The organism is Actinoplanes campanulatus (assembly GCF_014647795.1).
In the GTDB taxonomy this organism is placed as follows: domain Bacteria; phylum Actinomycetota; class Actinomycetes; order Mycobacteriales; family Micromonosporaceae; genus Actinoplanes; species Actinoplanes campanulatus.
Genome location: NZ_BMPW01000011.1, coordinates 275,371 through 300,318, shown reverse-complemented (window position 1 = coordinate 300,318; position 24,948 = coordinate 275,371). Strand labels below are relative to the sequence as shown.

The 24,948-nt window shown below is 69.1% G+C and carries 21 protein-coding genes and 2 pseudogenes; 13 read left to right on the top strand and 10 right to left on the bottom strand.

Annotated elements, in window-relative coordinates; translation table 11 throughout:
• Positions 1 to 56 precede the first annotated feature (56 nt).
• Entirely contained in the window at positions 57 to 782 is a 726-nt protein-coding gene (locus tag IEZ13_RS22900; protein ID WP_183223024.1) for a TIGR03089 family protein, read from the top strand.
• Here the strand turns inward: IEZ13_RS22900 and IEZ13_RS22895 are convergent.
• Together IEZ13_RS22895 and IEZ13_RS22890 are read right to left on the bottom strand one after the other, a co-directional pair.
• Complete coding sequence (locus tag IEZ13_RS22895) at positions 763 to 2,721, bottom strand: acetoacetate--CoA ligase (protein WP_183223023.1); 1,959 nt, start codon at positions 2,719 to 2,721, stop codon at positions 763 to 765. The two genes, IEZ13_RS22900 and IEZ13_RS22895, sit on opposite strands and share 20 nt — an antisense overlap.
• 20 nt (positions 2,722 to 2,741) lie before the next feature.
• Entirely contained in the window at positions 2,742 to 3,266 is a 525-nt protein-coding gene (locus IEZ13_RS22890; protein WP_183223022.1) for an acyl-CoA thioesterase, read from the bottom strand.
• Between the two features lie 60 nt (positions 3,267 to 3,326).
• Here IEZ13_RS22890 and IEZ13_RS22885 point away from each other — a divergent pair, with 60 nt between their 5' ends.
• Positions 3,327 to 4,583: a hypothetical protein gene (locus IEZ13_RS22885; RefSeq protein ID WP_183223021.1), complete on the top strand. Its 1,257-nt coding sequence runs from the start codon at positions 3,327 to 3,329 to the stop codon at positions 4,581 to 4,583.
• A 150-nt stretch (positions 4,584 to 4,733) separates the two neighbouring features.
• Here the strand turns inward: IEZ13_RS22885 and IEZ13_RS22880 are convergent, their stop codons facing one another.
• Both IEZ13_RS22880 and IEZ13_RS22875 read right to left on the bottom strand, forming a co-directional pair.
• Positions 4,734 to 5,183, bottom strand: a complete 450-nt coding sequence (locus IEZ13_RS22880; protein ID WP_229794908.1) for an MFS transporter — start codon at positions 5,181 to 5,183, stop codon at positions 4,734 to 4,736.
• Entirely contained in the window at positions 5,180 to 6,379 is a 1,200-nt protein-coding gene (locus IEZ13_RS22875; RefSeq protein WP_183223020.1) for a M20 metallopeptidase family protein, read from the bottom strand. The genes IEZ13_RS22880 and IEZ13_RS22875 overlap by 4 nt, the downstream gene beginning before the upstream one ends.
• Positions 6,380 to 6,437: 58 nt before the next feature.
• Here IEZ13_RS22875 and IEZ13_RS22870 point away from each other — a divergent pair, with 58 nt between their 5' ends.
• On the top strand, positions 6,438 to 7,526 hold the full coding sequence (locus IEZ13_RS22870) for an Lrp/AsnC family transcriptional regulator (RefSeq protein ID WP_183223019.1): 1,089 nt from the start codon (positions 6,438 to 6,440) through the stop codon (positions 7,524 to 7,526).
• On the opposite strand, the gene IEZ13_RS22865 is transcribed toward IEZ13_RS22870, so the two are convergent.
• From IEZ13_RS22865 to IEZ13_RS22855, 3 genes are read right to left on the bottom strand one after another with little or no spacing between them, the layout of a single operon-like run.
• Entirely contained in the window at positions 7,519 to 9,360 is a 1,842-nt protein-coding gene (locus IEZ13_RS22865) for an RICIN domain-containing protein (RefSeq protein ID WP_183223018.1), read from the bottom strand. The genes IEZ13_RS22870 and IEZ13_RS22865 overlap by 8 nt on opposite strands.
• A gap of 60 nt (positions 9,361 to 9,420) precedes the next feature.
• A complete protein-coding gene (locus tag IEZ13_RS22860; RefSeq protein ID WP_183223017.1) occupies positions 9,421 to 10,488 on the bottom strand; it encodes a LacI family DNA-binding transcriptional regulator in 1,068 nt (355 codons plus the stop codon).
• Entirely contained in the window at positions 10,472 to 10,708 is a 237-nt protein-coding gene (locus IEZ13_RS22855) for a hypothetical protein (protein ID WP_183223016.1), read from the bottom strand. The genes IEZ13_RS22860 and IEZ13_RS22855 overlap by 17 nt, the downstream gene beginning before the upstream one ends.
• Before the next feature lie 81 nt (positions 10,709 to 10,789).
• On the opposite strand from IEZ13_RS22855, the gene IEZ13_RS22850 reads away from it, so the two are divergent.
• The 5 genes from IEZ13_RS22850 to IEZ13_RS22830 all read left to right on the top strand — a co-directional run bounded on the left by IEZ13_RS22850 (position 10,790) and on the right by IEZ13_RS22830 (position 16,053).
• Positions 10,790 to 11,179, top strand: coding sequence for a ribosomal maturation YjgA family protein (locus IEZ13_RS22850; protein WP_183223015.1), 390 nt, complete (start codon positions 10,790 to 10,792; stop codon positions 11,177 to 11,179).
• A gap of 221 nt (positions 11,180 to 11,400) precedes the next feature.
• The gene (locus IEZ13_RS22845) at positions 11,401 to 12,408 is read left to right on the top strand and encodes a trypsin-like serine peptidase (protein WP_229794906.1); all 1,008 of its coding nucleotides are present in this window, start codon (positions 11,401 to 11,403) and stop codon (positions 12,406 to 12,408) included.
• Between the two features lie 101 nt (positions 12,409 to 12,509).
• A complete protein-coding gene (locus IEZ13_RS22840; protein ID WP_183223013.1) occupies positions 12,510 to 12,905 on the top strand; it encodes a hypothetical protein in 396 nt (131 codons plus the stop codon).
• Positions 12,906 to 13,630: 725 nt separating this feature from the next.
• Positions 13,631 to 14,005 (top strand): response regulator transcription factor, encoded by a 375-nt coding sequence (locus IEZ13_RS22835; RefSeq protein WP_183223012.1) that lies wholly within the window; start codon positions 13,631 to 13,633, stop codon positions 14,003 to 14,005.
• Positions 14,002 to 16,053, top strand: a complete 2,052-nt coding sequence (locus tag IEZ13_RS22830; RefSeq protein ID WP_183223011.1) for an ATP-binding protein — start codon at positions 14,002 to 14,004, stop codon at positions 16,051 to 16,053. Before IEZ13_RS22835 ends, IEZ13_RS22830 begins: the two co-directional genes overlap by 4 nt.
• Positions 16,054 to 16,365: 312 nt before the next feature.
• Here IEZ13_RS22830 and IEZ13_RS22825 read toward each other — a convergent pair whose 3' ends face one another.
• Entirely contained in the window at positions 16,366 to 18,372 is a 2,007-nt protein-coding gene (locus IEZ13_RS22825; protein ID WP_183223010.1) for an ATP-binding protein, read from the bottom strand.
• Positions 18,373 to 18,960: 588 nt separating this feature from the next.
• Between IEZ13_RS22825 and IEZ13_RS22820 the strand changes: the two genes are divergently transcribed.
• The 4 genes and pseudogenes from IEZ13_RS22820 to IEZ13_RS47540 all read left to right on the top strand — a co-directional run bounded on the left by IEZ13_RS22820 (position 18,961) and on the right by IEZ13_RS47540 (position 23,611).
• A complete protein-coding gene (locus IEZ13_RS22820; protein ID WP_183223009.1) occupies positions 18,961 to 20,688 on the top strand; it encodes an ATP-binding protein in 1,728 nt (575 codons plus the stop codon).
• 155 nt (positions 20,689 to 20,843) lie between these two features.
• Positions 20,844 to 22,349 carry a restriction endonuclease gene (locus IEZ13_RS22815; RefSeq protein ID WP_183223008.1) on the top strand — a complete coding sequence of 502 codons (1,506 nt, stop codon included), beginning with the start codon at positions 20,844 to 20,846 and terminating at the stop codon, positions 22,347 to 22,349.
• A gap of 12 nt (positions 22,350 to 22,361) precedes the next feature.
• Positions 22,362 to 22,600: pseudogene (locus tag IEZ13_RS46695) on the top strand (hypothetical protein); the annotation flags it as partial.
• 876 nt (positions 22,601 to 23,476) lie between these two features.
• Complete coding sequence (locus IEZ13_RS47540; RefSeq protein WP_260179338.1) at positions 23,477 to 23,611, top strand: hypothetical protein; 135 nt, start codon at positions 23,477 to 23,479, stop codon at positions 23,609 to 23,611.
• Between the two features lie 20 nt (positions 23,612 to 23,631).
• Here IEZ13_RS47540 and IEZ13_RS22810 read toward each other — a convergent pair whose 3' ends face one another.
• Entirely contained in the window at positions 23,632 to 23,859 is a 228-nt protein-coding gene (locus tag IEZ13_RS22810) for a hypothetical protein (protein ID WP_183223007.1), read from the bottom strand.
• A 141-nt stretch (positions 23,860 to 24,000) separates the two neighbouring features.
• Between IEZ13_RS22810 and IEZ13_RS22805 the strand changes: the two are divergent.
• A pseudogene (locus IEZ13_RS22805) lies at positions 24,001 to 24,656 on the top strand (LuxR C-terminal-related transcriptional regulator).
• Between the two features lie 15 nt (positions 24,657 to 24,671).
• On the opposite strand, the gene IEZ13_RS46690 reads toward IEZ13_RS22805, so the two are convergent.
• Complete coding sequence (locus tag IEZ13_RS46690; protein WP_229794904.1) at positions 24,672 to 24,932, bottom strand: hypothetical protein; 261 nt, start codon at positions 24,930 to 24,932, stop codon at positions 24,672 to 24,674.
• Between the last annotated feature and the right edge of the window lie 16 nt (positions 24,933 to 24,948).

The window sequence follows — 24,948 nt, the reverse complement described above, 5'->3', positions numbered from 1 at the left end:
GCGGCATCACGGACCGTAACCGGCCGACGCGAGTCCGGGTCGTAAGGTGTGTGGTGATGAAAACGACGATCCCGCAGGCGTTCACGGAGGCGGTCCGGCGCGATCCGGCCGCGCCGCTGCTGACCTGGTATGACGACGCCACCGGCGACCGCACCGAGCTGTCCGGGGCGACCCTTGACAACTGGGTGTCGAAGACCGCGAACCTGCTGGTCGACGGGGTCGGCCTGGGTCACGGCGACGCGGTGGCCCTGCTCCTGCCACCGCACTGGCAGACCGCGGCGCTGCTGCTCGGCGTGTCGGCCGCCGGCCTGGCCGTCGACCTGGGCGGCGACCCGCAACCGGTGGAGGCGCTCTTCACCACCCCGGAGCTGGTGGACCGGGCCGCGAGCTGGACCTCCCTCGACCGCTGGGCCACCGGCCTGCTGCCGCTGGCCATGCCGCTGCGCACCCCGCCACCCGGGTACGCCGACTACGTCACCGAGGTCCGCAACCACGGCGACCACTTCCGTGGCGCGCCGGTCGCCCCGGCTGACCGGGCCCTGGCCGGCCCGGTCGAGCTGAGCCACCACGAGGTGATCGGCATGGCCGCCGACCGGGCCGCCGAACTCGGCATCACCTCCGGCGACCGGGTGCTGATCGACGTCACGCTCTACCCCGACCCGGCCGACTGGCTGCTGGCCCCGCTGGTGGCCGACGCCTCGATCGTCCTCTGCGCCAACCTGGACGTGTCGAAGGCCGGGGCGCGGGCCACCACCGAGAAGGTCACTGTGACGCTGGCCTGACCCGTTCCCGGGCCAGGTCGGCGAAGGCGTTCAGCGAGTCGGGGTTGGCGAGGGCGCCCTTGGCCGCCGCCGACTCCACCGGGGTGCCGGTGAGGATCCGCTTCACCGGCACCTCCAGCTTCTTGCCGGAGAGGGTGCGCGGCAGGGCACGCACCTGGTAGGCGGCGTCGGGCACGTGCCGGGGCGACAGCGCCCCGCGCAGCTCCCGCGCGATCCGCCCGCGCAGGGCGTCGTCGAGTTCCAGACCCTCGGCGAGCACGACGAAGAGCAGCAGCTCGCCGTTCGGGTCGCCGGGCTTGTCCAGGTGCACGACCAGCGAGTCGGCGATCTCCGGCAGGCCCTCCACCACCGAGTAGAACTCGGCGGTGCCCAGGCGCACGCCACCCCGGTTGAGGGTGGCGTCCGACCGGCCGGTGATCACGCAACTGCCGTCCGGGTCGATGGTGATCCAGTCACCGTGCCGCCAGACGCCCGGGAACACGTCGAAGTACGCCTCCCGGTAGCGGGAGCCGTCCGGGTCGTTCCAGAACCCGACCGGCATGCTCGGCATCGGCGCGGTGATCACCAGCTCGCCCAGGCCGCCGATGACCGGTTTACCCTCCGGGTCGAACGCCTCCACCCGGGCGCCGAGGCTGCGGCAGGTGATCACACCGGCCCGGACCGGCAGCAGCGGCGCCCCGCCGACGAAACCGGTGCACACGTCGGTGCCGCCGGACAGCGAGGTCAGCTGCACCTCACGGCTGACCGCCTCGTAGACCCAGCCCCAGCCCTCCGGCGGCAGCGGCGCCCCGGTGGAGCCGAGCCCCTTGAGCCGCTTGCCCGGGGTGATCCCGGCTTTGCGGCAGGCCAGCAGATATGGCGCCGACGTGCCGAAATAGGTGATCCCGGCGGTGTCGATCAGGTCCCACAGGGTGTCCAGCGAGGGCCAGCCCGGATTGCCGTCGAAGAGCACGATCGCCGCGCCCACGGCCGGACCGCTGGCCAGGTAGTTCCACATCATCCAGCCGGTGGTGGTGAACCAGAAGAACCGGTCGGACGGGCCCAGGTCGTGGTGCAGCGCCAGGATCTTCAGGTGCTCCAGGAGGATGCCGCCGTGACCGTGCACGATGGGCTTGGGCAGCCCGGTGGTGCCGGAGCTGTAGAGCACGTAGAGCGGGTGGTCGAACGGCACCGGCTCGAACTCCAGCGGATCGTCGCCGCCGAGATCGTCCCAGTCGCCACCGTCGCTCAGGTATCCGATGGTGATGACGTGTTCGATCGACGGGATCGCCGCCCGGATCGCGGCGATCTCCGGGCGGCGGTCGACGTCCTTGTCGCCGTACCGGTAGCCGTCCGTGGCGACCAGCACCTTCGGCTCGATCTGGCTCCAGCGGTCGATCACGCTGCGGGCGCCGAACTCCGGCGCGCAGGACGAGAAGACCGCGCCCAGGCTGGCGGTCGCCAGCATCAGCACGTAGGTCTCCGGGATGTTCGGGGCATAGGCCGCGACCCGGTCACCCTTGCCGACCCCACGGGCTTTCAGCCCGGCCCGGATCCTCCGCACCTCCTCGCGCAGCTTCCGGCCGGTCAGGGTGACCGGCTCACGGCTCTGGGAGTACGCGATGACGACCGGATCGTCCTCGTTCCGCCCCGGCATCCGCAGCACGTTCTCGGTGTAGTTGAGCGTGGCGCCGGGGAACCAGCGGGCGCCCGGCATGGCCGTGCCGTCCAGCACCGCGGTCGCCGGCTCGTGCGCCACCACCTCGAAGTACTCCCAGATGGAGCCCCAGAAGGCGGTCAGGTCGGTGACGGACCACTCCCACAGCGCCGCGTAGTCGGCGAACGAGAGGCCCCGCTCCCGCTCCAGCCACTCCAGATAACGCCCGATCCGGGACGTCTCCCGAATGTCCGCCGGCGGCTCCCAGAGAAGTGTGCCGGCCGTCACCACACCTGTCGTCATCACCACACCTTAACGGTGGATCAATCGACTCCCGGCCGGTGCTCGGCGCGGGCCTTCTGGATCGCCGCACGGCGGGCCAGGCGGTGGTCCCGGCGGATCATCGCCTCGGTGAACCGGCGCTTCTCGACGTCGTCGTCGGGCACCACCGGCGGCACCGAACGCGGGTGCCCGGCCGAGTCCACGGCCACGAACACCAGGTAGGCCGTCGCCACCGGCAGCGGGACCGCGCCGACCGCGTCCCAGCGCTCCGCGGCCAGTTTCACGCCCACCTCCATCGAGGAGGTTCCCGTCCAGTTGACCTGGGCGTACGCGTGCACGAGATCACCCACCCGAACCGGCTCGAGGAAGACGATCTCGTCGATCGCCGCGGTCACCGCGGTCCCCCCGCTGTGCCGCGCCGCGGCCGCGCCCGCCACGTCGTCCACGAACTTCATCAATACGCCGCCGTGCACGGTGCCGTAGAGGTTCACGTCGACCGCGGTCATGATCCGGCTCAGGGTGACCCGGGAGAGCGCCGTCGGCCGTCCGGAGAGCTGTTCTTCCATGGCCGGTACGTTACGGCGGCGTTCGCGGTTCCTTGCCGCGCCCGGGTACCGTGCCGGATCATGCGCCACCTCAGGTCGATCTTCTATGCGCTCGTGCTGGCCCCCAGCATCTGGGTGCTGTCCGGCGTCGGTTTCACACACGACCTGAGCAGCCGAGGGCGCGAACTGTTCGCGGCCGAGTCGATCTCCGGCCTGCTGCTGCTGATCTTCGCCGGCATCCTCTACGCCATCCTGGCGTTCGCCCCGGTCTCGCCCGCCGGCCCGGTCCTGGCCGGCGCCGCCTACCTGGGCGTGACGATCTGGGCGTGGCAGTCGCCGGCGGCCTACGCGGCACTGTGGGCGCCGGAGGTCTCCAAAGAGGGCTTCGACCTGAGCCGCCCCGGATACGGTCTGGCCGCCCTCCTCGCCGTGCCGCTGCTCGGGACCGCGCTGAGCGCCCGCCGCTGGGCCCGCTACGAGCCGCCGGTCCTGCCGATCATCGGCGAGATCGGCCGCTTCCGGGGCGCCGCGAAGGTGGCCGGCATCCCGGTCTCCATCGCCGAGACCACGGTGATCCGGGTCGGCACGCCGGCCGACCGCACCGAGGTCGTGACCGCCACCGACAGCACCGCGGCTGTGACCGCCACCGACAGCACCGCGGCTGTGACCGCCACCGACCGCACCGTCATCATGCCGGCGGTCCCCGCCTCCGCTCCCTCCGCCCGCCCCGCGACCAGCGCGCCTGCACCCGCGGCCGGCCCGGCGACCCCGGTCGCCGCTTCGGACCCGACCGTCGCGATCCGCCTGCCGGAGGCCGAGCCGACCACCGTCCTCGCCACGCCTTCCGAGAAGCCGGCGGTGGCCTCCGGCTCCCCTGCCACGGCCGAGAAGAACGATCCTGCCGTGGTCGAGAAGAACGAACCTGCCGAGGCCGAGAAGGGCGAACCTGCCGAGGCCGAGAAGGACGAGGCGACGTTCGTGCTGCAACGGCCGGCGGACGACCGCACCCAGCCGTTGTCGGTCGCGCAGACCTCGCGGCCGGAGACGGAGGCCGACGCCACCCGGCCCCTGGTGCTGCCGGCGGCCGAGGCCGACGACGCGACTCTTCCGCACGGCCTGGCGATCAACGCCGGGAGGAGCGAGGAGAACGGCGACGAGCCGACCCGCCCACACGGCCTGACGGTGAACACCGGAAAGAACGAGACGAACGACGACGAGCTGACTCGCCCACACGGCCTGGTAACGCCGCCCGGCGATGTGACCGAGCCGCTGCGGCTGCCCACCGAGCCCACCGCGCTGATCCCGGCCCAACGGCAGCCGCCGGAGATCGAATCCTGAGCGACGAGAGGGCGCTCTCGCCGTAGCGCCGGTCAGGGCAGGCTCACCCCGGCCGGCCAGGACAGGCAGCCGCACACGCTCAAACCCCGAAACAGGGGTAGCCGCTCACCCAAGACGCCGCGTGCGCGCCCACCAGGGCCACAACCCACGTCAGCGCACGACACCGCGACCGCGCGCGACCACCAGGCCCGAGGCGCGACGGGCGAGTTCGGTGGGCAGCCGGTCGCGGACCAGGGCGATCTCGAGCGGCAGCAGCGCGGCGAGCGGCCCGAGCAGGGCGCGGCCGAACAGCAGCACGGCGAGGTTGGGCGCGAACGCCACGAGGACGCTCCCGACGGCGACGCCGGCGAGGGCGACGCGGAGCATGCGGCGGTGGCCGTACAGGTCGCCGAGCCGGCCGAATGCCGGCACCGAGACGGTGGCGGCGAGCAGCTGCACCGAGATGACCCAGTTCAGGTCGGCGTCCGAGATGCCCATCTCGGCGCCGAGGTCGGGCAGCAGCGGTGCGACACCGCCCTGGATGAAGCCGCTGGTGAGCTCGAGGAGGACGAGCAGGCCGACGACCGCGGAGACCCGGCTCCGGTCGAGGACCGCTGTCACGCCGCGCCTTCCTGGAGGCGGGCGGCGGCCAGGGAGGCGAGCAGGACGGCGGCCCCGGTGACCGCGCGGTCGTCGAAGACCGCCTGCGGGGCGTGGTTCATCGGCGCGGTGGCGGGGTCGGTGCCGGGTGGCACGGCGCCGAGCGTGAGGTACGCCCCGGGCACCCGGTCGAGGACGAAGGAGAAGTCCTCGGACGCGGCCAACGGACGGGGCGCCACGAGCACCCGCTGTTCGCCGACCGCGGCCCGGGCGGTGCGCAGGGCGAAGTCGGCCTCGCCCGGGTCGTTCACGGTGACCGGGTAGTCCTCCCGGTAGTAGATCTCGACGCGGACCCCGTGCGCGTCGGCGACACCGCGCAGCGTCCGCTCGATGCCGGCTCGGATCGCCCGGTGGGTGGCGGCCGAGAAGCTGCGGACGGTGATCTCGAGGGTGCCACTCTCCGGGATGATGTTGGCGGCTGACCCGGCGTGGATCGAGCCGACCGTGACGACGGCCGGGTCGAAGGCGTCGACGGTCCGGGTGACCACGGTCTGGAGGGCGGTGACCATCGCGCAGAGCGCGGGCACCGGGTCGACGGCCAGATGCGGGGAGGATCCGTGTCCGCCCTGGCCGGTGACGGTCACGGTGACCGTGTCGGAGGCGGCCAGCATGGTGCCCGCCCTGGTGGCGATCAGGCCGAGCGGGAGCGCGGTGGCGGCCACGTGGACGGCGTAGGCGGCGACGACCCGGCTGCCGGCGGCGTCCAGCACCCCCTCGTCGATCATGATCTTGGCGCCGCCCTGGCCCTCCTCGCCGGGCTGGAACATGAGGACCACGTCCCCGGCCAGCTCCTCGCGCCGCCCGGCCAGCAGGTGGGCGGCGCCGACCAGGCCGGCGGTGTGGATGTCGTGCCCGCAGGCGTGCATCCGCCCGGCGATCTCGGAGGCGTACGCGACCCCGCTCTCCTCCTGGACCGGCAGCGCGTCCATGTCCCCGCGGAGCAGGACCGCCGGGCCGGGCCGTCCGCCGCGCAGCACCGCGGTGACCGAGCTGAGCCCCCTACCGCGGGTGATCTCCAGGGGCAGGCCCTCCAGCGCGGCCAGGACCTTGGCCTGGGTACGTGGCAGGTCGAGGCCGAGCTCGGGTTCACGGTGCAGCGCGTGGCGCAGGCTGATCAGTCGGTCCGCCAGGGGAAGGGCGTCGGGCGAGGAGAACATGGCGGTATGGTCGGCAGAATGACCGTGGTTGAGGCTGGATTGCAGAGATCCGCCGTTCATGGCCTCTGATACGCCGGGAAAGTTCACCCTCGACGAGCTGGACTATCAGTTGGTGACGGCGTTGCAGTTGGCGCCCCGGGCCGACTGGCAGCGGATCGGCGCGGCGCTGGGTGTGGACGGGACAACCGCGGCCCGCCGCTGGAACCGCCTGTACGGCTCCGGCCACGCCTGGATCAGCTGTCTCCCGGCGCAGCTCGCGATCGCCTCCGCGGTGTTCGCGATCATCGAGGTGGACTGTGTGGCCGGCCGGCTGCCCGAGGTGGCCGAGAGTCTGGCCGGTGACGTGAACATCGTGACGCTGGAGCACGTGACCGGCGCGCGGGACCTGCTGATCCAGGCCGCCTTCTCGGATCACGTACAGCTCGGCCGCTACCTGAGCCTGCGGCTCGGGATGCTGCCCGGGGTGGCGTCGACGCGCACCCAGATCGCGGTGACCGTGCACACCGAGGGCAGCCGGTGGCGGCTGGACCGGCTGAGTGAGCCGGCCCGCCGGGCGCTGACCGGGGCGAGTCCGCGGCAGAACTGGTCCGGGCGGCCGTTCAGCGACGAGGATCTGGCGCTCTTCCAGGCGCTCAGCACGGATCCGCGGCAGCCGGCGGTCCGGCTCGCCGAGCGGACCGGATTGAGCCCGACGACGGTACGGCGACGGCTGGACCGGATGGACGCGGAGCGGTCGATCGGCTACCGCTGTGAGGTGGCCCGGTACGTCTCCGGCTACCCGATCTCGGTGTCGCTGTGGTGCACGCTGCCGCCGGCCGAGACTCCACGGGTGGTGAGCAGGCTGTCCGGGATGCGGGAGACCCGGTTCTGCGCCACCCTGTCCGGTTCGGCGAACCTGCTGGTGGTGGTGTGGCTGCGGTCGGTGCAGGATATCGCGGCGTTCGAGGCGCGGCTGGCCGTGCAGGCGCCGGAGCTGACGATCACCGACCGGGCGGTGGCGCTGTGGGTGATGAAGCTGGGCGGCCACCTGCTGGATCCGCTCGGACGGAACCTGCGCGCCGTACCCCTGGGATTCTGGTCCGACCCGGTGTCCGACGCTGCCGAAGGCGAGCTCCTGGCCCGCCTTCGGCAGATCGGTGTCAGTTGAGAACGAACCTCTGGTTGGCCCCGGTGGTGCAGGTCCAGATCTGGAGGCGGGTGCCGTCGGCGGAGGTGTTGCCGGTGACGTCGAGGCACTTGCCGGAGTAGGTGTTGACCAGCCGTTGCGAACTGTCCAGCGTCCACTTCTGCGAGGTGCCGGTGTGGCAGTCCCAGAGGTGGGCGACGGTGCCGTCGGCGTTGCTCGGTCCGCTGATGTCCAGGCACTTGCCGAGCGACCGGAGCGTGCCGTCACCCGGCCGGGACCACTGCTGGGCCGCGGTGCCGTTGCAGCCGTAGAGCTGGATCGCGGTGCCGTTGGCGGTGGCGGCGCCGGCTACGTCGACGCACTTGCCGCCCAACCCGGTGATGGTCCCGCCCGGCGTCGGGGTCGCGGTTCCGGCCCAGGTGAAGGTCGCGGTGGTACGGGCCGGCAGCGTGTACACGAAGGACTGCCCGCCCCAGTTCACCCGCACCGACTGGCTGCTCGTGCCGCCGTTGTGGGCGATCAGGGCCTTGCCGCCGTCCGGGTTGCGCCACGCCACGTTCTGCACGGCGGTGTTGTTCGAGGCGATCCGGACCGCGCCCGGCTTGACGAACTTGGTGAGGTGCCCGGTCGTGTAGTACTCGACGGTGTAGTCGACCTGACCGGCCCGCGAGCCGCCCTCCTGCACGGTGATCAGCCCCGTGCAGGTGCCGCAGCCGCCGTTGTGCGGGCCCATGTCCTGGTTCAGCGCGAGGCTCCACTTGACCAGGCTGCTGCTGTAGTTGCGGGCGTAGTTGACGATGTCGGCCAGGTCCTCGTTGTGCTGGTTGGTGATCCAGGTGCCGCCGGAGTGCTCGGTGCTGAACTGCTTCACGGCCGGGTACTGGTCGTGGACCTGGGTGCCGACCGCCGGGTCGCCGAAGTAGCCGTGCCAGGCGATGCCACCGAAGAGCGGATCATTGCGTACGCCCGCGTCGGCGAGGATGGCCGCCCCGAAGTTCGCGTAGTCGCCGTAGTTCCAGTCGTGGATCAGCACCTTCGTGGTGATGCCGGCCGCACGGAACGCCGGGTAGACGTGGTTCTTGGTGAACTCCACGAGGCCGGACGGGTTCCAGCTCATGCCCGGGTAGTTCATCGCCGTCGGGTTGGCGGCCTGGCAGCAGTTCGGCTCGTTCTGCACCGAGATGTAGTTGATCGGCACCCCGGCCGCCTGGTAGCTCTGGATGTACTTGACCAGGTACTGGGCGTACGTGGGGTAGTGCTCCCACTTGAGCCAGCCCATCTGGTCCATCCGGCCGTTGTCCTTCATCCAGCCGGGCGCGCTCCACGGCACGCCCTTCACCCGCAGCGCGGGGTTGAGGGAACGAGCCTGCTGCGTCAGGAGGCGGACGTTCGTGTCGTACCCGTTGGTGTTGAAGTCGTTGAGGTCGCAGCAGGTGTCGTCGAGCGAGACGTTGCCGGGCCGGGACAGGTCGGACGCGCCGATCGGGTTGCGGACGAAGGAGAGCCCGATGCCCTGGCTGGGGCTGAACAGCTTCGTCATCACGGCGTCCCGGGTGGCCGCGCTGATCGGGCCGCCGCGCAGCAGGTGGGCGGTGGTGTCGGTGATCGACGCGCCGCCGCCCTCGAAGCTCTGGTAGGTGGTGCCCTCGTCGATCGTGATGGTCTGGTTCGCGCTGCCGCCGGCCGGGCCGAACGCGATGGCGGCCTGCTGCTGGAGGCCGCGGGTGACGACGCGGCCGGCGCTGTCCGAGGTGGTGGTGAGGTAGACGTTCACCGTCTCACCGGCCGCGTGGGCGGGGGTTGCGCTCATCGTCACGCCGAGAGCCGCGATGAGCAGCGCACTTCGCACGCGCATGAGGACTCCTGTTCCGTGGGGGAAGGTAACAGGAAGGAAACCTCTATTAATTCGGGAGGGTCAATGAGATGACGGTCCGGATCGGGGTACGGCGGTTCCGGAACCGTGAAACACGTCAGGAACGGGTCCGGTGGAGTCGCGGATCACGAGTTCGGTGGCCAGTTCCACGTGCAGCGCGTCCAGGCGGTGCCCACCCAGCATCCGCAACAGCAGATGTACGGCCATCCGCCCCATCTCCTCCAGCGGCTGCCGGACCGTGGTCAGCATCGGCCGGCACGCCTGCCCCAGCTCGATGTCGTCGAACCCGGCCACCGACAGATCCGCCGGCACCCGCAACCCGCGCTCGGCGGCCGCCCGCAGCGCCCCGATCGCCATCTTGTCGTTGAAGGCGAGCAGCGCCGTCGGGCGTTCCGGCAGGTCCAGCAGCTCGGCGGCGGCGTGGTGGCCCAGCTCGGTGGTGGGCTCGGCGACGAACCGGGTCAGCTCCGGGGTGGACAGCACACCGGCGTCGGCCAGCGGCGAGAGATAGCCGGCGAACCGGTTCTCGCCGGCCAGCCAGTCGCGGGGCCCGCCGATGATCCCGATCCGCCGGTGCCCGAGACCGACCAGGTGGGCGGCGAGTTGCCGGGCGCCGGAGAAGTGCGCGGCGGAGACCGCGGCGAGATTCCGGGGCGGCGGGGTACGCGGATCGAGCACCACGAACGGGAAGCCGCGATCACGGAGTCGGGCCAGTTCGGCGGCCGGCTCCGGCGGCAGGATGAGCACGGCGCCCGCCACGTCACGCCGACCGGTCAGCGCGGTGAGCACGTGGTCGCGCTGGGCCGCCACGCCCGCGTTCAGGATCACCTGGAGACCGTGCGGCTCCAGGGCCTCGGCCACCGCGGAGACGATCAGCCCGAAGTAGTCGGTGAGCACGTACGGGCAGCGGACGTAGATCCCGGTGGCCCGTTCGCCACGCCGCCGGGGTGCGCCGCGGCCCAGTTCGGCGATGGTCGCGAGCACCCGTTCCCGGGTGGCCGGGGCGACGTTGGCCCGCCCGTTCAGCACCCGCGAGACGGTGGCGATGGACAGGCCGGTGCGGGCGGCCACATCGCGGACGGTCGCTCTTGTTTCATCGCCCTGTTTCATGGCGGCGAGGATACGACCGCGCCACCGTTCCGTAGAGATACATGCCGGCGAGCACGCCCGCGCCGATGCGCAGGGCGAGCACGCCGACCAGGCTCGGCCCACCCCAGTGACCGCTGTAGGTGGCCGGATCGGTCAGGTCGATGAGGAACGGCGTGGCCACCGCCTGGGCGACGAGCAACGTCGCGGAGATCACGCCGAGCATCTTGAACAGCAACTTCATGCCTTCGACGGTAGGAACGCCGAGTTCCGGGCCGCATCGGGATGATCCCCGATACGGCCCGTAAGCCCTACCATCGCGGCCATGTCGATCACGCGCTTCCGGCTGGCCATGCTCGGCGCCGCGCTCGGGTTCCTGGGCGTCGCGCTGGCGATCCGGGCGGTGGCGCCCCTGGGCGGTTGGGTCGAGCAGTCGTCCGGCACCGCCCTCTACGCCTCGATGACGTACGCCGGCGTGCTGTTCCTCGCGCCCCGGCTGTCCCCGTTCGCGGCCGGCGCGAGCGCCCTGGGCTGGTGCTGGGGCGCCGAGATCTTCCAGCTCACCGGTGTCCCGGCGGCCCTCTCCGAGGAGAGCCTCCTGGCCCGGCTGGTCCTCGGCGCGGCTTTCGACCCGATCGACCTGGCCTGGTACCCGATCGGCATCGTCCCGCTGGTGGCCCTACATCTGATGATCCGCAAGCGCACGATGAAATAGGAATTTGTTGTTAAGGCTTGCGAAATGATCATGCCATTGGCCTCGGTCCGCGCCTTGACTCAATTAGAAGCATTCCAGATAGTCATCGAAGGTTCTTAATGTTCGCCCTATAGTCGCACTGCTGCGCGGGGCATAGACCTAGGACAATTGATCATCGCCGTGCACCCGGCAGCGATGCAGTCCGTCACTACATCCGGACCGATTCCCGTGAAAGGGGAAAGATGCTACGGCGCCTTCGATCACTATTCATTGCAATTCCACTCACCGGAGCACTTGCCGGAGCAGCCCTGTCGGCCCCCGCCCAGGCTGACCCGGCGGCAGATGCGGCTGTCGGCGTCGGCGTCTCCGTCCGCGCCGCGGCAAGCTACTGGACCACCGAGCGCATGCTCAACGCGAAACCCGTGCCGGTGCCCAAACTGGACGCGGCCACCGACGCGAAGCTGTCCCAGCAGGCAGTGCCGCAAGGGCGCGCCGGCAAAGTCGACGGCGCAGCCGGTTCGATGCGCCAGCAGGGGCCGATCAAAGCCCTCGCCGACCCGGGCGCCAGTGCTGCCACGTGGAGTTCGACGAGTTCGCCGCCCGGGGCGACGTCCGGCAAGGTCTTCTTCGTCGGGGCCGACGGCGGCAACTATGTCTGCTCCGGCAGCACCGTCAACAGCGGCGGCAAGAACCTCGTCTTCACCGCCGGCCACTGCGTCTCCAACGGCTCGGGCACCTGGTACAACAGCGCGCCGTGGACCTTCGTGCCCGGCTACAACAACGGCAACGCGCCGTACGGGCGCTGGACGGCCCGCCAGCTCTGGACCCGCCCGGCATGGCACAACGGCGCGAACCGGGCCGAGGACATCGGCGCGGCAGTGATGTCCACCAATGCCGGTGGCACCCGGATCGTCGACTACGTCGGCGGGCAGGGAATCGAGTGGAACTACCCCCTGTCGCAGTACCAGTTCCAGTTCGGCTACCCGTCCAGGACACCGTTCAACGGACAGATCCTCAAGTACTGCACGGGACAGTCCTACAGCGATGGCGGACACAACGGGATCAATTGCAACATGACCGAGGGCGCCAGCGGCGGCCCGTGGCTGGATGACTTCGACGGCACTTTCGGCTGGCTCGACTCCGTCAACAGTTGGGTCTTCTGGAATTCCAGTGGTGTCCGATACAAGTGGAACGGACCCTACTTCGGAAATAACGCCCGCGATTTCTACAACGCGATCGCCAACCTGTAAGCAACGTCGAAGGGTACCGGGCGAACAGCCCGGCACCCTTCGCGTGGAACCGGGCAATGCGCCACGACGTCCCATCCGTCGACGACGAATCAGGAGGGCTCATGAGTACTGCCCGAATCAATGTCGTGATCGCGATCGGGGCGCTGACCGTCTTGTTCGGATGCGCGACGCCGGCTGCGGAATCGGATGACAGCCGGGCTTCCGCCATCAGCGGATCACCCGGCCCCGGAGATGTCCTCACCGTGCAGGAAGCGATCGACGTCGGCGCCGGACAGGTGCGGGTACGGGGCTACGTCCTGGTCACGCGGGACGAGGTGACACACCTCTGCACCGGGCTCGCCGGCTCCTATCCCCCGCAGTGTGGCAGCCCCGCGCTGGTCGTCCAAGGGCTGGCCGTCGACCTGATCCCGCACCGCGAATCGGCTGAGGGCATCGTGTGGGGTGGCGAGATCACCGTCCAGGGCAGCCTCTCCGCCGGCGTGCTGAGCGTGACCTGACCGGATTCAGCGGGAGACGGCGAGCTCGCGCCTCGCGGCGGGGATGGAAACGGTGGCGCAGACGACCGCGTCGTACGTCTCCCGCGCGGTCGCTGCCAGTCGTTCCACCGGACGGATCCGGCGAACTGGTCGGTCCCGGTCCCGGTGGAGAGCAGGACGCCGACCGGATTCCAGCTTCCGTGGCGCAGCCGGCCGACGTCGAACAGTTCCAGTGGCATGTATCGGCCGGACACCGGCACGGTCATCTCGCGATTGAGCAACTGCTGGAACTGCTGCCAGCCGCCGACCGGCGACGGGCGCGCGGACGGCGGGACGGGGTAGTCCAGCGGCATGGGGTCGAGCGGGACGCGGATCCAGGCCTGACCGGTGCGGCCGGCGAGGTCGAGCGCGAACGCGGTGTCCGGCCGGGGGTCGGCGCCGCCCGGCGGGCCCGCCGCCGGGGGCGGCAACGCGGCCAGCCCGGCGATCCCGGCCGCGGGTTCGGGCTGTTGCGGGGGCGGGCTCTGCCGCGTGACGACGACCAGCACGACCGCGGCGGTCAGCGCCCCGACGACGATTGCCCACCACCTGCCCCGGCGTACAGGACCATCTTCCCCACGACGGGCCCGGACTTGCGGACGAACAGCGCGATGCCTGGCCGTCCAGCCTGTCGGTTACCGACAAGCCTGCCATAATGGTCACGACCTGCCATGGTGGTAAAAATCGATCCCGGTGCGAGGTGCGGCATGGCACTGGTTCTGGTGGCGGACGACGACGCGGACATCCGCGACCTGGTCACCTTCAAACTCGAAGGGCTCGGCCTGGAGACGATCTCCGTCGAGGACGGCGAGACGGCTCTGGCGGCGATCCGCGAGCGACGCCCCACCATCGCGATCCTCGACATCGCCATGCCCGGCCTGTCCGGCATCGACGTGTGCCGGATGATCCGCGGGGATCCCGCGATCGCGGACACCCCGGTGCTGTTGCTGACCGCCCGGGTGCAGGAACAGGACGTCGAACGCGGCTTCGCGGTCGGCGCCGACGACTACGTCACCAAGCCGTTCAGCCCACGCGAGCTGGTGTCACGCGTGCAGACCCTGTTGAGCAGGACACGGGCGTGAACCCGCGGCCACCGCCGCCGGACGCCGGGTCGACCAGCATCGGACAGCTGTTGCGCCGCGCCTTCGGCGGGGTGGTGGCACTGGTGTTCCTCATGGGCGTGGCCGGGCTGGTGGCCACGGTCCCGCCGTTCGTGGCGATCAGCGCACCGTTGAACGACCTGCTCCGCACCCGGAGTTCCAGCGGCGTCGTGCGCACGCTGCTCTTCGACGGGCAACAGGGCCTCGACGGCTACCTGCTCACCGGCCGGGACACGGACCGGACCTCGTACCTGATGGCCCGGCAGGATTATCCGGCCGCGGAGGCCGGGCTGCGTGGTGTCACGATCGACGAGACACGCGCTCTGGTCGAGACGCTGGCGACGGAGGCGACCCGCTGGTGGGCCCTGGCCGACCAGCAGGTCAACGGCATGCCGGGCGCTCGGCCGTCCAGCGCGGAGATCACGCGCGAGCGAGAGCAGTTCGCCCGGGTGGAATCTGCCTACCAAGCACTGGACCTACGCCTGGTACAGAAGATCCGCGAGATCAACCGCGCCAACAACCTCCTGAACGGGGTCGCGCTGGTCGTGCTGGCGATCACGACGGCGCTGGCCGGGTGGTTCGCGATCCGGATCGGGAACTCGGCCACCCGGCGTATCACGGGCCCGCTCGGTCAGGTGCTCGAAGCCGTCGCCCGGATCGGTCGCGGCGAGCGCGAGGTCCGGGTGACCCTCGCCGGAGCTCCGACGGAGATCGAGGAGGTCGCGGCGGCGGTCAACACGGCCGCCTTCGAAGGAGACCGGGAACGCCGCATGTTCGACGCGTTCCAGGAGCACAGTGCGGCGGTACGGCACCACCTTTCGCGCGGCGAGGCGGTGGCGGCAGCGGCGCAGGTCCTCGGTGACCTGCTCGGCGCCGACCACGTGGTGATCCGCTTGCCCCCGGATCCCGACGGGGAACCCGAACCGGAGATCTGGAGTGCGGCGGGCGCCGCGGGCGACCCCACCCCGCTGGCCGGCGCACCCGTGGACTGGGACGCGTCACAACCGGGCAAGGCCGTCGTCCGCGAGGTCGGGCAGACGCCGCCCGGGCCGATGACCGCGGCGCTGAACGCGGCCGCGGCCCGGCGGGTGATCGAAGTGACGTTCGGGGAGGGTGGGACGGCGACGGGACAGCTCACCGTCGTGCGGCAGCGCGGGCGGGGAGGCTGGCGGCCGTACGAGGTGCATCTGGCCGGCGTGTTCGCGGCCGACCTGGCCCGGATCCTGACCCACGCGAAGCTCTTCGAGCAGGCACACGAACTCGTGGCCCGGATGCGGGAGGTCGACTCCACCAAGATGGAGCTCCTGTGGACCGTCTCGCACGAACTGCGGACCCCGTTGACAAGTGTCGCCGGCTACCTGGAAGTCCTGATCGACCGGGAGGCCGGGCCGCTGAACGCCGCGCAGGAGCGGATGCTCGGCGTGATCGACCAGAACGTCGTACGGCTCCGGCGGCTCATCGAGGACCTGCTGATGGTGTCCCGCATCGAGGCGGGGCGGCTCGCGCTGTCCCACGACCTCCTCGACCTCAGCGCCCTGGTGCGCACAGCCTGCACGGAGATCCAGCCCGCGGCGAACAAGGCCGACATCGCCGTTACCTGCGACATCGACGAGCCGATGACGATCCGGGGAGATCGGGAGAACCTGGATCGCATGCTTCTCCAGGTGCTGGCCAACGCGGTGAAGTTCACCGGGTCCGGCGGGACGGTGACCGTGGCCGCCCGCATCAGCGGGCCGAACGCCGAACTCGTCGTCCGGGACACCGGCATCGGCATCCCGGCCGCGGATCTGCCGCATCTGTTCACCCGGTTCTTCCGGGCCACCAACGCCATCCGGCAAGCGATCCCCGGCATCGGTCTGGGCCTGACCATCGTGTCGACGGTCGTCGAACGGCACGGCGGAACGGTCACCATCGACTCCGAGGAGGGTGTCGGCACCACGGCCACGATCGTGCTCCCGGTCGCCGGGCCCGCGGACGACGACGCGACATCAGCGCACCGGACGGACATGCATGAATACTCTTCGGCTTGACACCGCGTGGCTGACCGGCGTCCTGATCACGCTCACCGGGCTGATCGCGGCGCTGGTGGTGGTAGCGGGGCCACGGCCGTCCACGCCCTGCTCGACGACAAGAGCCCGGAGGTACGGGTCGTCGCGGCGCGAGCGCTGGGCGCCATCGGTGTGCCGACCTCCGCCGGGCCCCTGCTGGCCGCGCTCGGGCGCCACGGGATGCCCGCACACCTGGTCGCCTTCGCCCTGTCGCAGATCGGCGTCGGTGCGGTGCCCGCACTGCACGCCGCGAGAATCAGCCAGGCGTGGGGATGCACGGCACTCGACACTTCTTCACCCTTGTGGCCCTCTCAGCGCTTCGGATACCGCGGTCAGCAACTCCTGGGAACTGAACGGCTTGCAGATGAAGTGGGTGGTGTCGTCGTCCGGTGGCGCGGTCGCGGTGTAGCCGGACATGAAGACCACCGGCAGGTCCGGCGTCTCCTCGTGCAGCTGTTCCGCGAGTTGGTAGCCGGAGGAGCCGGGCATGATCACATCGGTGAGCAGCAGGTCGACGTTCACGGCAGGCCGGTGGAAGATGCCGGTCGCTTCGTCGGCGGAGCGGGCCTCCAGGATTCGGTATCCGTGGCGGGTCATCGTCCGGGCGATGGTGTGGCGCAACCCGGGTTCGTCCTCGACGAGCAGAATCGTCTCGGCGTGGCCGGTCGGGGCGGTGCGGGCCGGCGTTGACGTGCCGGGTTCCGCCGCGGTGGTGGCGGGCAGATAGAGGTTGACGGTCGTGCCGCAGCCGGGTTCGCTGTCGATGGTGATGTGGCCGTTGGCCTGGGTGACGACGCCGTAGACGTTGGCCAGTCCCAGCCCGGTGCCCTGGCCGACGGGTTTGGTGGTGAAGAACGGTTCGAAGGCATGTCTGACAACCTCGGGCGGCATGCCGGTGCCGGTGTCCGCGACGGCGATGTGGATGTAGCGGCCGGCCGGCATCGGCAGCGACGGCGTGGCGGCAGCCGGCTGTGTGAGCGGCGCGACGCGGATGGTCAACGACCCGCCGCCGGTCATGGCGTGGCGGGCGTTGATCGCAAGGTTGAGAACCACCTGTTCCAGGTCGCTACGGTCGAGTGTCACCGGCGGGAGGCCGTCGGCCGTCTGACAGTCGAAGTCGATGTCCTCACCGATGGTGCGCCTTATGAGGTCCTCGATCCCGCGGATGGCGGCGACGACGTCGACGGCGTCTGCGCGCCGCGGCTCCTGCCGGGCGAATATCAGCAGTTGGCTGGTGAGGTCCGCACTCCGTTGTGCGCTGGCCCTGATTCGTTCGATGTCGGGTTGGCTGGGATGCTCCGGGCCGAGATCCTCGGCGATCAGCGCCGCGGTGCCGAGAATGGTCGCGAGGGCGTTGTTGAAGTCGTGTGCCACCCCGCCCGCGAGGACACCGAGGGCTTCGAGCCGTTCGCGTGCCTCGAGCTGGCGCATGAACTCTTCGCGTTCGCGCTGGGCGTTGTCCAGGGCGGCGCCGGCACGCGCGAACACCAGGTAGAGCGCCAGGAGCAGGAGCATGGTGATGGCTGTTACCGCGAGTCCGGCATCCGGCATCCGCCCGCCGGAGGCGAGGATCGCCAGGATTCCGACGAACAGCACCAGAGCCAGCACGGGGGCCATGCGCCGGCCCGCGAGCGCGCCCGGTCCGTGGCCGCAGAACACCCGGGCGGGTGGCAGTTGCGGCCGGCAGATCACCAGGCCCATCGTCAGTATCACCAGGATGGCATTGGTGTTGAGGGCCAGCCCGATCGCTGGCGAGGTGACGAAGCTGAGGTTGTAGGCGCTGCCGAGGGTGACCATCACCGTCAACAGGACCGTGGTCGGCAGGAGGATACGGGCCGGCCGGTATCCGTGGGACGCGTCGAAGTCCAGCAGGGCCAAGGTCATGCCGACAGCCACGAACGCCACGGCGGCGGACAGGGCCGGCTGTCCGGAGTTACCGTCGACTGACCACGCCCGCGTCCGGTCCGGGAACAGTAGGAGTTCGATGCCGGCGCTCCGGCCTGTGCCGTACTCGGCGACCACCACGGCACCGGCGATCGCCACCAGCCAGCCGAGCACCTGTCCGGCCAGCCGGGGCAGCGTCTTGGCGGCGGGGCACGGCGCGAGCAGCCACAAGCTTGCACCGGCCAGGACAAAGATCGCTGCGGTCATCGGCACCATGAAGGGGCCGATCGGCACGGGACGTGCCAGCCCGCGGATCCCGCTGGCGTATCCCAGCAGCGCCGCAGCACCCACCACCACCGTGAACCCGCTGGCGAGCCGGGCCAGGTTTCGAGTCCCCCACACGATGCCGCACGCCATCTTCCCCATTCTTGACGGCGGGAAAGCGCGACGGGTTGAATCGGCTCATCGTGGCCGAACTCAGGGCCGGTTGGCTACCGTCGGCCCTGCTTTAGAAACACTCTGACCTGCGGAAATTCGCTTCTCTCAGCCTTTCAGAAGCTGCCGTGCCATGACGATGCGCTGGACCTGGTCGGTGCCCTCGTAGATCTGGGTGATCTACGATCACACCAGCTCTGAGCTGCGAAAACTCGACTCTCAGGACCTCGACACAGGATTTACCCAGGATCCCCAGAGCCGTCGACAGGCTTTCCGACCCCTTCCCAAGCCTTCCCATCGACAGGCCCAGATCAAGGCCTCAACAAGCAGCAACCGAAACAACCAGCAACGACCAGCACAACCAGCCGGGACTAGAGTGGATCTAGCGGTCCGAGAGGCGCCGATACGCGTCGTAGGCAAGGTTGGACATCACTCAGCGTAGATCTTTCGCGAACCTCGTAGGGCCACGGCCTACCTGGTTGCTACCCGACACCTCACTTCGCACCTACTTCGCACCTACTTCGCACCTACTTCGCATTCCGCTTGCCCAGGTGCGAAGTAGGTGGTGGGATGGAATCCGTGGGTGTTGAAGCTGTCAAGGAAGCCCTTGATGTACTGCGGCGGATGGGCGGAGAGCCGGCGAGGATCGAAGCCAAGCGTGCCGCCGGCGGGATGCCGAAGTCCGTCCGGGAGACGCTTTCCGCGTTCTCGAACACGGATGGCGGGACGATTCTGCTCGGCGTCGATGAGGCGAGCGGCTTCGGCCTTGTGGACCTGACGGATCCTCCGGCGCTCCGCGACGCTTTGGTGCAAATGTCGCGGGATGACCTCACGCCACCGCTACAGATCGGCGTTGAAGTCGTCGAAGTCGAGGATCGGTGGGTGGTCGTCGCGGAAGTGCCTCCGGCGCCGGCGGATCGACGTCCTGTTTATGTCACTGCACAGGGGATCTCGGGAGGTTCCTACCTGCGCGGCGGTGACGGCGATCGCCACATGACCGAAGCCGAGATAGCACTGGTCATGGCCGCGCGGACCCAGCCCTTGTACGACCGGGAAGTCGTCGATGGGACAGCCGTGCAGGATCTGGATGACGAGGCCTTGCGCCGCACGCTGCGCAGGATCCGAGCGGGGTTTCCCAAGCTCGCCCAGTCAGACGACCCGACCGTCCTTTTCCGGCTCGGGATCACCGCCGGGCGCTCAGCCGACGCTCCGTTGACGCTCGCTGGGCTCTTGGCCTACGGACAATTCCCGCAGCAGTTCTTTCCTCAGCTGATGGTCTCAGTCGTCGTACACAGCCCGGATCGCACCTCCGGGACGAGATTCCTGGACAACCAGACAGTACGAGGCTCGATCCCCGAGATGATCGAGACGACTCTGTCCATGCTCCGGCGAAACCTCGCGGTCCGAGCGGTCATCAGTGATCGCGGCTCACGCGTCGACGAGGTCGAGTACCCGCTGGAGGCCGTCCGTGAGGCACTCGTCAACGCATTGATGCATCGCGACTACAGTCCCGTGACCCGCGGCACGCAGGTACAGGTCGAGCTGTTCCCCGACCGGCTTGTCGTTCGCAGTCCAGGCGGCCTTTACGGCGGAGTCACCGTCGACGAACTCGGCGAAGCGGGAATCTCGTCCTCGCGGAATGCGGTGCTGGCCAGCCTTCTCGCCGACACCTACCTCCCCTCGTCGAACGAGCTCGTCGCCGAGAACCGATCCTCCGGCATCCCCGCGATGCTCGCCGTAGCGCGCAGTCGCGGTCTGCCCCGGCCCAGCTTCCGCAGCTCCATCGCCAGCTTCATGGTCACCATGGCGCGATCGGAACTCCTCAGCCCCGAAACCCGTCGTTGGATCGCGGGCCTCGGCGCGCATCTGCCCACACCGGCACATCAGATCGCCGTGGCGATGCTGCACGAGGACTACCTGACCAACGAAATACTCCGGCAATGGGGCGTGGACCGCGTGACCGCCGGCCAAGTTCTGCGAGATCTCGTCGATCAGGGCCTAGCTCTCAAGGAAGGCGGCCGCCGCTACGCACGGTACGTTCTCGACCCTGCTGTTTCCGGACGGACGGAGGCTCCTGACCTCTTCTCCGCGCTACCCGGTGAGCTGACACCCGACGTGGGAAAGGCGCTCAAAATAAGTGGCGAGGCGACGGCCGGCGAGCTGGCCGAAGCGACTGGACTGTCCCGACGGGCAGTCCAGAACCACCTGCGCAACATGATGGAAGCGGGAACCATCGACGCCGTCGGCCCCACTCGAAGCCCTAAGCGCCGCTACCGGTGGATCGGGATAGTCGACTGATCTCGGATGCCGTCGGGCGCGGTAACGCCTCTACGCTGAGTAAGCGCTTTACGTCTTCCCGCGCGGCATAGCGATCACCTGGAGCGATTGAGGCATTCCACTGCGTAGCAGTTTCGGTTACGGTCATGCCGAGTGTCCGGATCCGCGGAGGACGAATGGCGCGACGCAAGGGCCTTCTCGCCCAGATTCTCGATGCCCGCAAGCAGGCCAAAAAGCTCGAGGCCCAGGCGGAGGCACGCAGGCACCGTGAGTTGATCGCCGAACAGCGGCGGCAGGAAGCCGAAGCCCAGCGGGAGGCGAAGCAGGCGGAAGCCGCGGCGAAGAAGGCCGAGGCGCAACGCCTGCGCCAGCAAGTGCAGGCCCAACGGCTCACCGAGCAGGCAACGGCCAAGGCCGCCCGCGAGGCGGCACAACGAGAACGTGCCGAGGAACGTCGGCAGGCCACCGAGGCTCGAACGAGAGTTCAGGAGGCAGCGTCGGCGAAGCGGCAAGCAGCCGACGGGGAGTTCGCAGTCAAGACCGCCGAGGCCGAGTTCCGTACTGAGGCGGTAAGCAACACGCTCGCCGAGTATTCGGCGCTGCTGCGCAACCGCAACCGGGACACACGCAACGCCGCACTCGAACTGAGTGCTGCACTGTCTCACGGCGGCCCGACAGGCCTCGTTGAACGGCTTCAGCACGCTCTTGCCCAGTCCCGTTATCCAGAAGGATTGACGGGCAGGGTCGCCGCACACTACGACGCCGCCTCCAGGGAACTGCTCATCGAGTACGAGCTTCCACTCCAGGAGGCCGTACCCACCGTGGTCGCCTACCGATACACCAAAGCAAAAGGCATGACAGCCGCCCCACGCAAAGACTCCGAGATTAGAGCCCTATACGGAGATCTCCTCGCACGGCTGACTCTCCGTACCCTGGCCGAGGCCTTCGACGCGACATCCCCTGACATCGTCTCGGCCATCGTCTTCAACGGCTACGTCTCGACCAAGGACAAGGCCACCGGCCGAGCGGTCCGCCCGCTGCTGATCAGTATCGGCTCGGAACGCGGCCGCTTCGCCGAAATCGAACTCGACGAACCGGCACTCGATCCCGTTCTCTGCCTCCGTGGCCATCTCAACGCCATAGTGTCGCCGCACCCCTACGACCTCGAAGCCGTTCAGCCAGTCGTCTCCTTCGACCTGTCCAAGTACAAATTCGTCGACGAAATGGACGTCGTCGCCGGCATGGACAGCCGCACCGACCTGCTCACCCTGTCCCCCGGCGCTTTCGAGCATCTGATCCGCCGGTTATTTGAGGCCAGAGGCATGAAATCCTGGGTCACCCAGGCGTCCAAGGACGACGGCGTTGACGGTGTCGCCATTAACAACGACCCCATCGTCGGCGGACTCTGCATCATTCAAGCCAAGCGCTACAGCAGAATCGTCGGCGTCGAGGCAGTCCAGGCCCTGGCCGGCGTCATGGATCACAAACGAGCGGCCAAGGGCGTGCTCGTCACGACCTCATGGGTTGGCAAGGCCAGCCGTGACTTCGCCACCGCGAACGGCCGCATCGTCATCATCGAAGGCCGCGAACTCAAATATCTACTCAAAGAGCACCTCGACCTCGACGTCCTCATCGGACTCGAAAAACTCCCGCCCGGTTGGCAAAAGTCGGACATCGACTGACAACCCCGCCCCGTCGGCATCTGGCAGTTCCGCTCCCGCATCCCGGAAGCCCGCGCTGCGACTGATCGCCGCGTCATTCTTCGTCCTGGCCGCCTGGGCCACCGTCGACGCCGCCCGGGCATTGTTCGGCGCCGAGCAGGCCTACAGCTCCGCGGCCGGGATCCCCATCGCCGCGACCTCGGTCGTCGTGAGGCCCCTGCCGGTCTTGGGCCAGGCGGCGCACTGGCCGCGAACTCGGCTCAGCGACCGTGACAAAGGCGCCGGACGAGCTTTGTGCTACCCAGAGTAACGACCGCAGCAGTTCCAGACGGCCATGTGCCCAGCCCTTTCGCCGCCTCCACCCCGGAGTCTCAAGTCGCTCACCAGACCTCCGCAGAACTGCAGCCCTTGGGCCAAGTTGACGAAAACGCCTCCATCTCTTCACTTAGATAAGTCGATCAGGCAACCCAGGATTTCGCCATGAAGACAACCGAAAGTATCTCAAGTGGACTACCCTCCGCCGCAACGCAAGCGCGCAAGGTAACCGACACACGTGCCAACCCATGGGGTCTGAGCTGGGAAAACAGCTCTACAAGCCCACTGAAGCGCCGCGTCGCGCCCGCATGATCCATCGATAGGGATGGCGCATACGTAGATCGCGGACATCTACGAGTTTTCGAGGCCAAAAACAGGGCCGACTGTAGACAGTCGGCCCTGCTCTACACCTACCCTGAGCTGCGGAAACCTGCCACTCTCAGCCCTTCAGGAGCTGCCGCGCCATGACGATTCGCTGGACCTGATTCGTGCCTTCGTAGATCTGGGTGATCTTTGGGCGCATAGCCTACGAGCTGGGAAAACGTTGCCCGCGACACCCCTCGGCCAGGATTTCCCAGAACGCCGGCGAGGTCATCAGCGCTTCCAACACCCCTCCACGAAAGGCGCGCCATCGACGTGGGGCGATCTGAAGCTATCCAGCAGCGATCAACAGCAACCAGCACATCACCGACGGCCGCACCGATGCGGTTGCGTGACAGAGAGACCGGTGACAGCGCCGTGTTCCCGGTCCTGGTCACCTCCGTCGCGACGGATCGACCGAGGCCCGGGCCCAGACCAGTGGACGTTACGGGGATCAGGCGCTGCTGGAGTTCGTGCGCGATTTGCGCCAAACCGACGCTGCGGCGGCCGTCGACGCCTTTGCCCGCCTGATCACCACGTTCGCCGAGGTCGACGATGACCGCGGTGATCGCTCTGACAGCGACGAGGGAGCGGCGTGTGCACCGTGACGCCGTTCACCGGGCTCAGCCTAGGCAGCCTGCGGTTTCATCTCCTGCCAGTCCTCGTTCGAGCCGCGCCAAGCGTCGGCGACGATCAGCGCGGATCCACGTCCCGGGCACTCCTGCACACGGTAGTGCCCCGCCGTCCCGCCGATCTGTACCAGGACGTCCCACTGAGCGCCGTCACTGCGGATGTAGACGTCCCGCCGGAAGCGGGCTGTGCTGCTGCCGTTCCACCAGTGCCGCTGAACCATCATGCGGCGACCCTACAGGCGGCCGGCCCTTCTGAGCCCGGCCGTCGACCGCCGACTATGGCCTGCGTAGCAGGTTGCAGAGTATTGGGAAGCCCTCGACTGGCCGCCGCTAAACCGGACATTCCGGCCGAGGAACGGCAGCAGATGCTCGGCGTGATCCATCGGTGGCTTCGAGCGCTTCTACCGGAACAGCTCATCTCCCCTGTCTCGTCCCTGCGAGGCCCCGACGGCTTCGATTTCGACGTCGTCGCCGCTGTCGACAACGGCCCCGCTCTGTTGCCGGCGCTGCTCGAGCACCGACCCGACGTGGCCGTCCTCGACGTACGCCTCCCGCCCACCTTCACCGACGAAGATCTGCAAGCGGCCATCGCCGCCCGGACCCGGCTGCCGGGCCTTCCGGTTCTCATGCTCTCCCAGCACGTGGAGCCGCTGTACGCACGGGAGCTGCTCAGCACCCCGTACGGCGGCATCGGATACCTGCTCAAAGACCGGGTCGCCGATGTCAGCGACTTCGTCGACGCCGTCCACCGGGTGGCCAGCGGTGGCACCGCCATGGACCCCGAGGCGATCTCGCGGCTGGTCGCCCGCCGGGAGCCACTGGCGGTGCTCACCGCCCGGGAACGTGAGGTGCTCGGCGAGATGGCTCAGGGCCGGTCCAACGCCGCGATCGCCACCAACCTGGGCATCACGGAAAAGTCCGTGAGCAAGCACACCAACAACATGTTGACCAAGCTCGACCTGCCTCCCTCCGAGATGACAACCGCCGGGTGCTGGCCGTGCTGACCTACCTGAATGCGTAACGGCGTGTGCCGGCTTCACCGGCGAGCCGGCCGGTCCGGCAACAGCCGCTCCTCAAGATCCAGTTCGCGTTCCAGCACGCGCAGACCCTCGTCGGACAGCCGTCCGGCATCGCGCCGGCGCAGGCACTCCTCCCGCTGGGCATCGATGGCCACCCGGCGCACGTGCAGGGCGGCCTCGTACTGCGGCGAGATCGGCGGACCCGCCGAGTCGTTGTCGCGCAACAGGGAGAGCCGGTCCCGATAACGGCTCGGCCGGGCCCGCAGCTGCTCGATCACCTGGCCGCTGATGTCG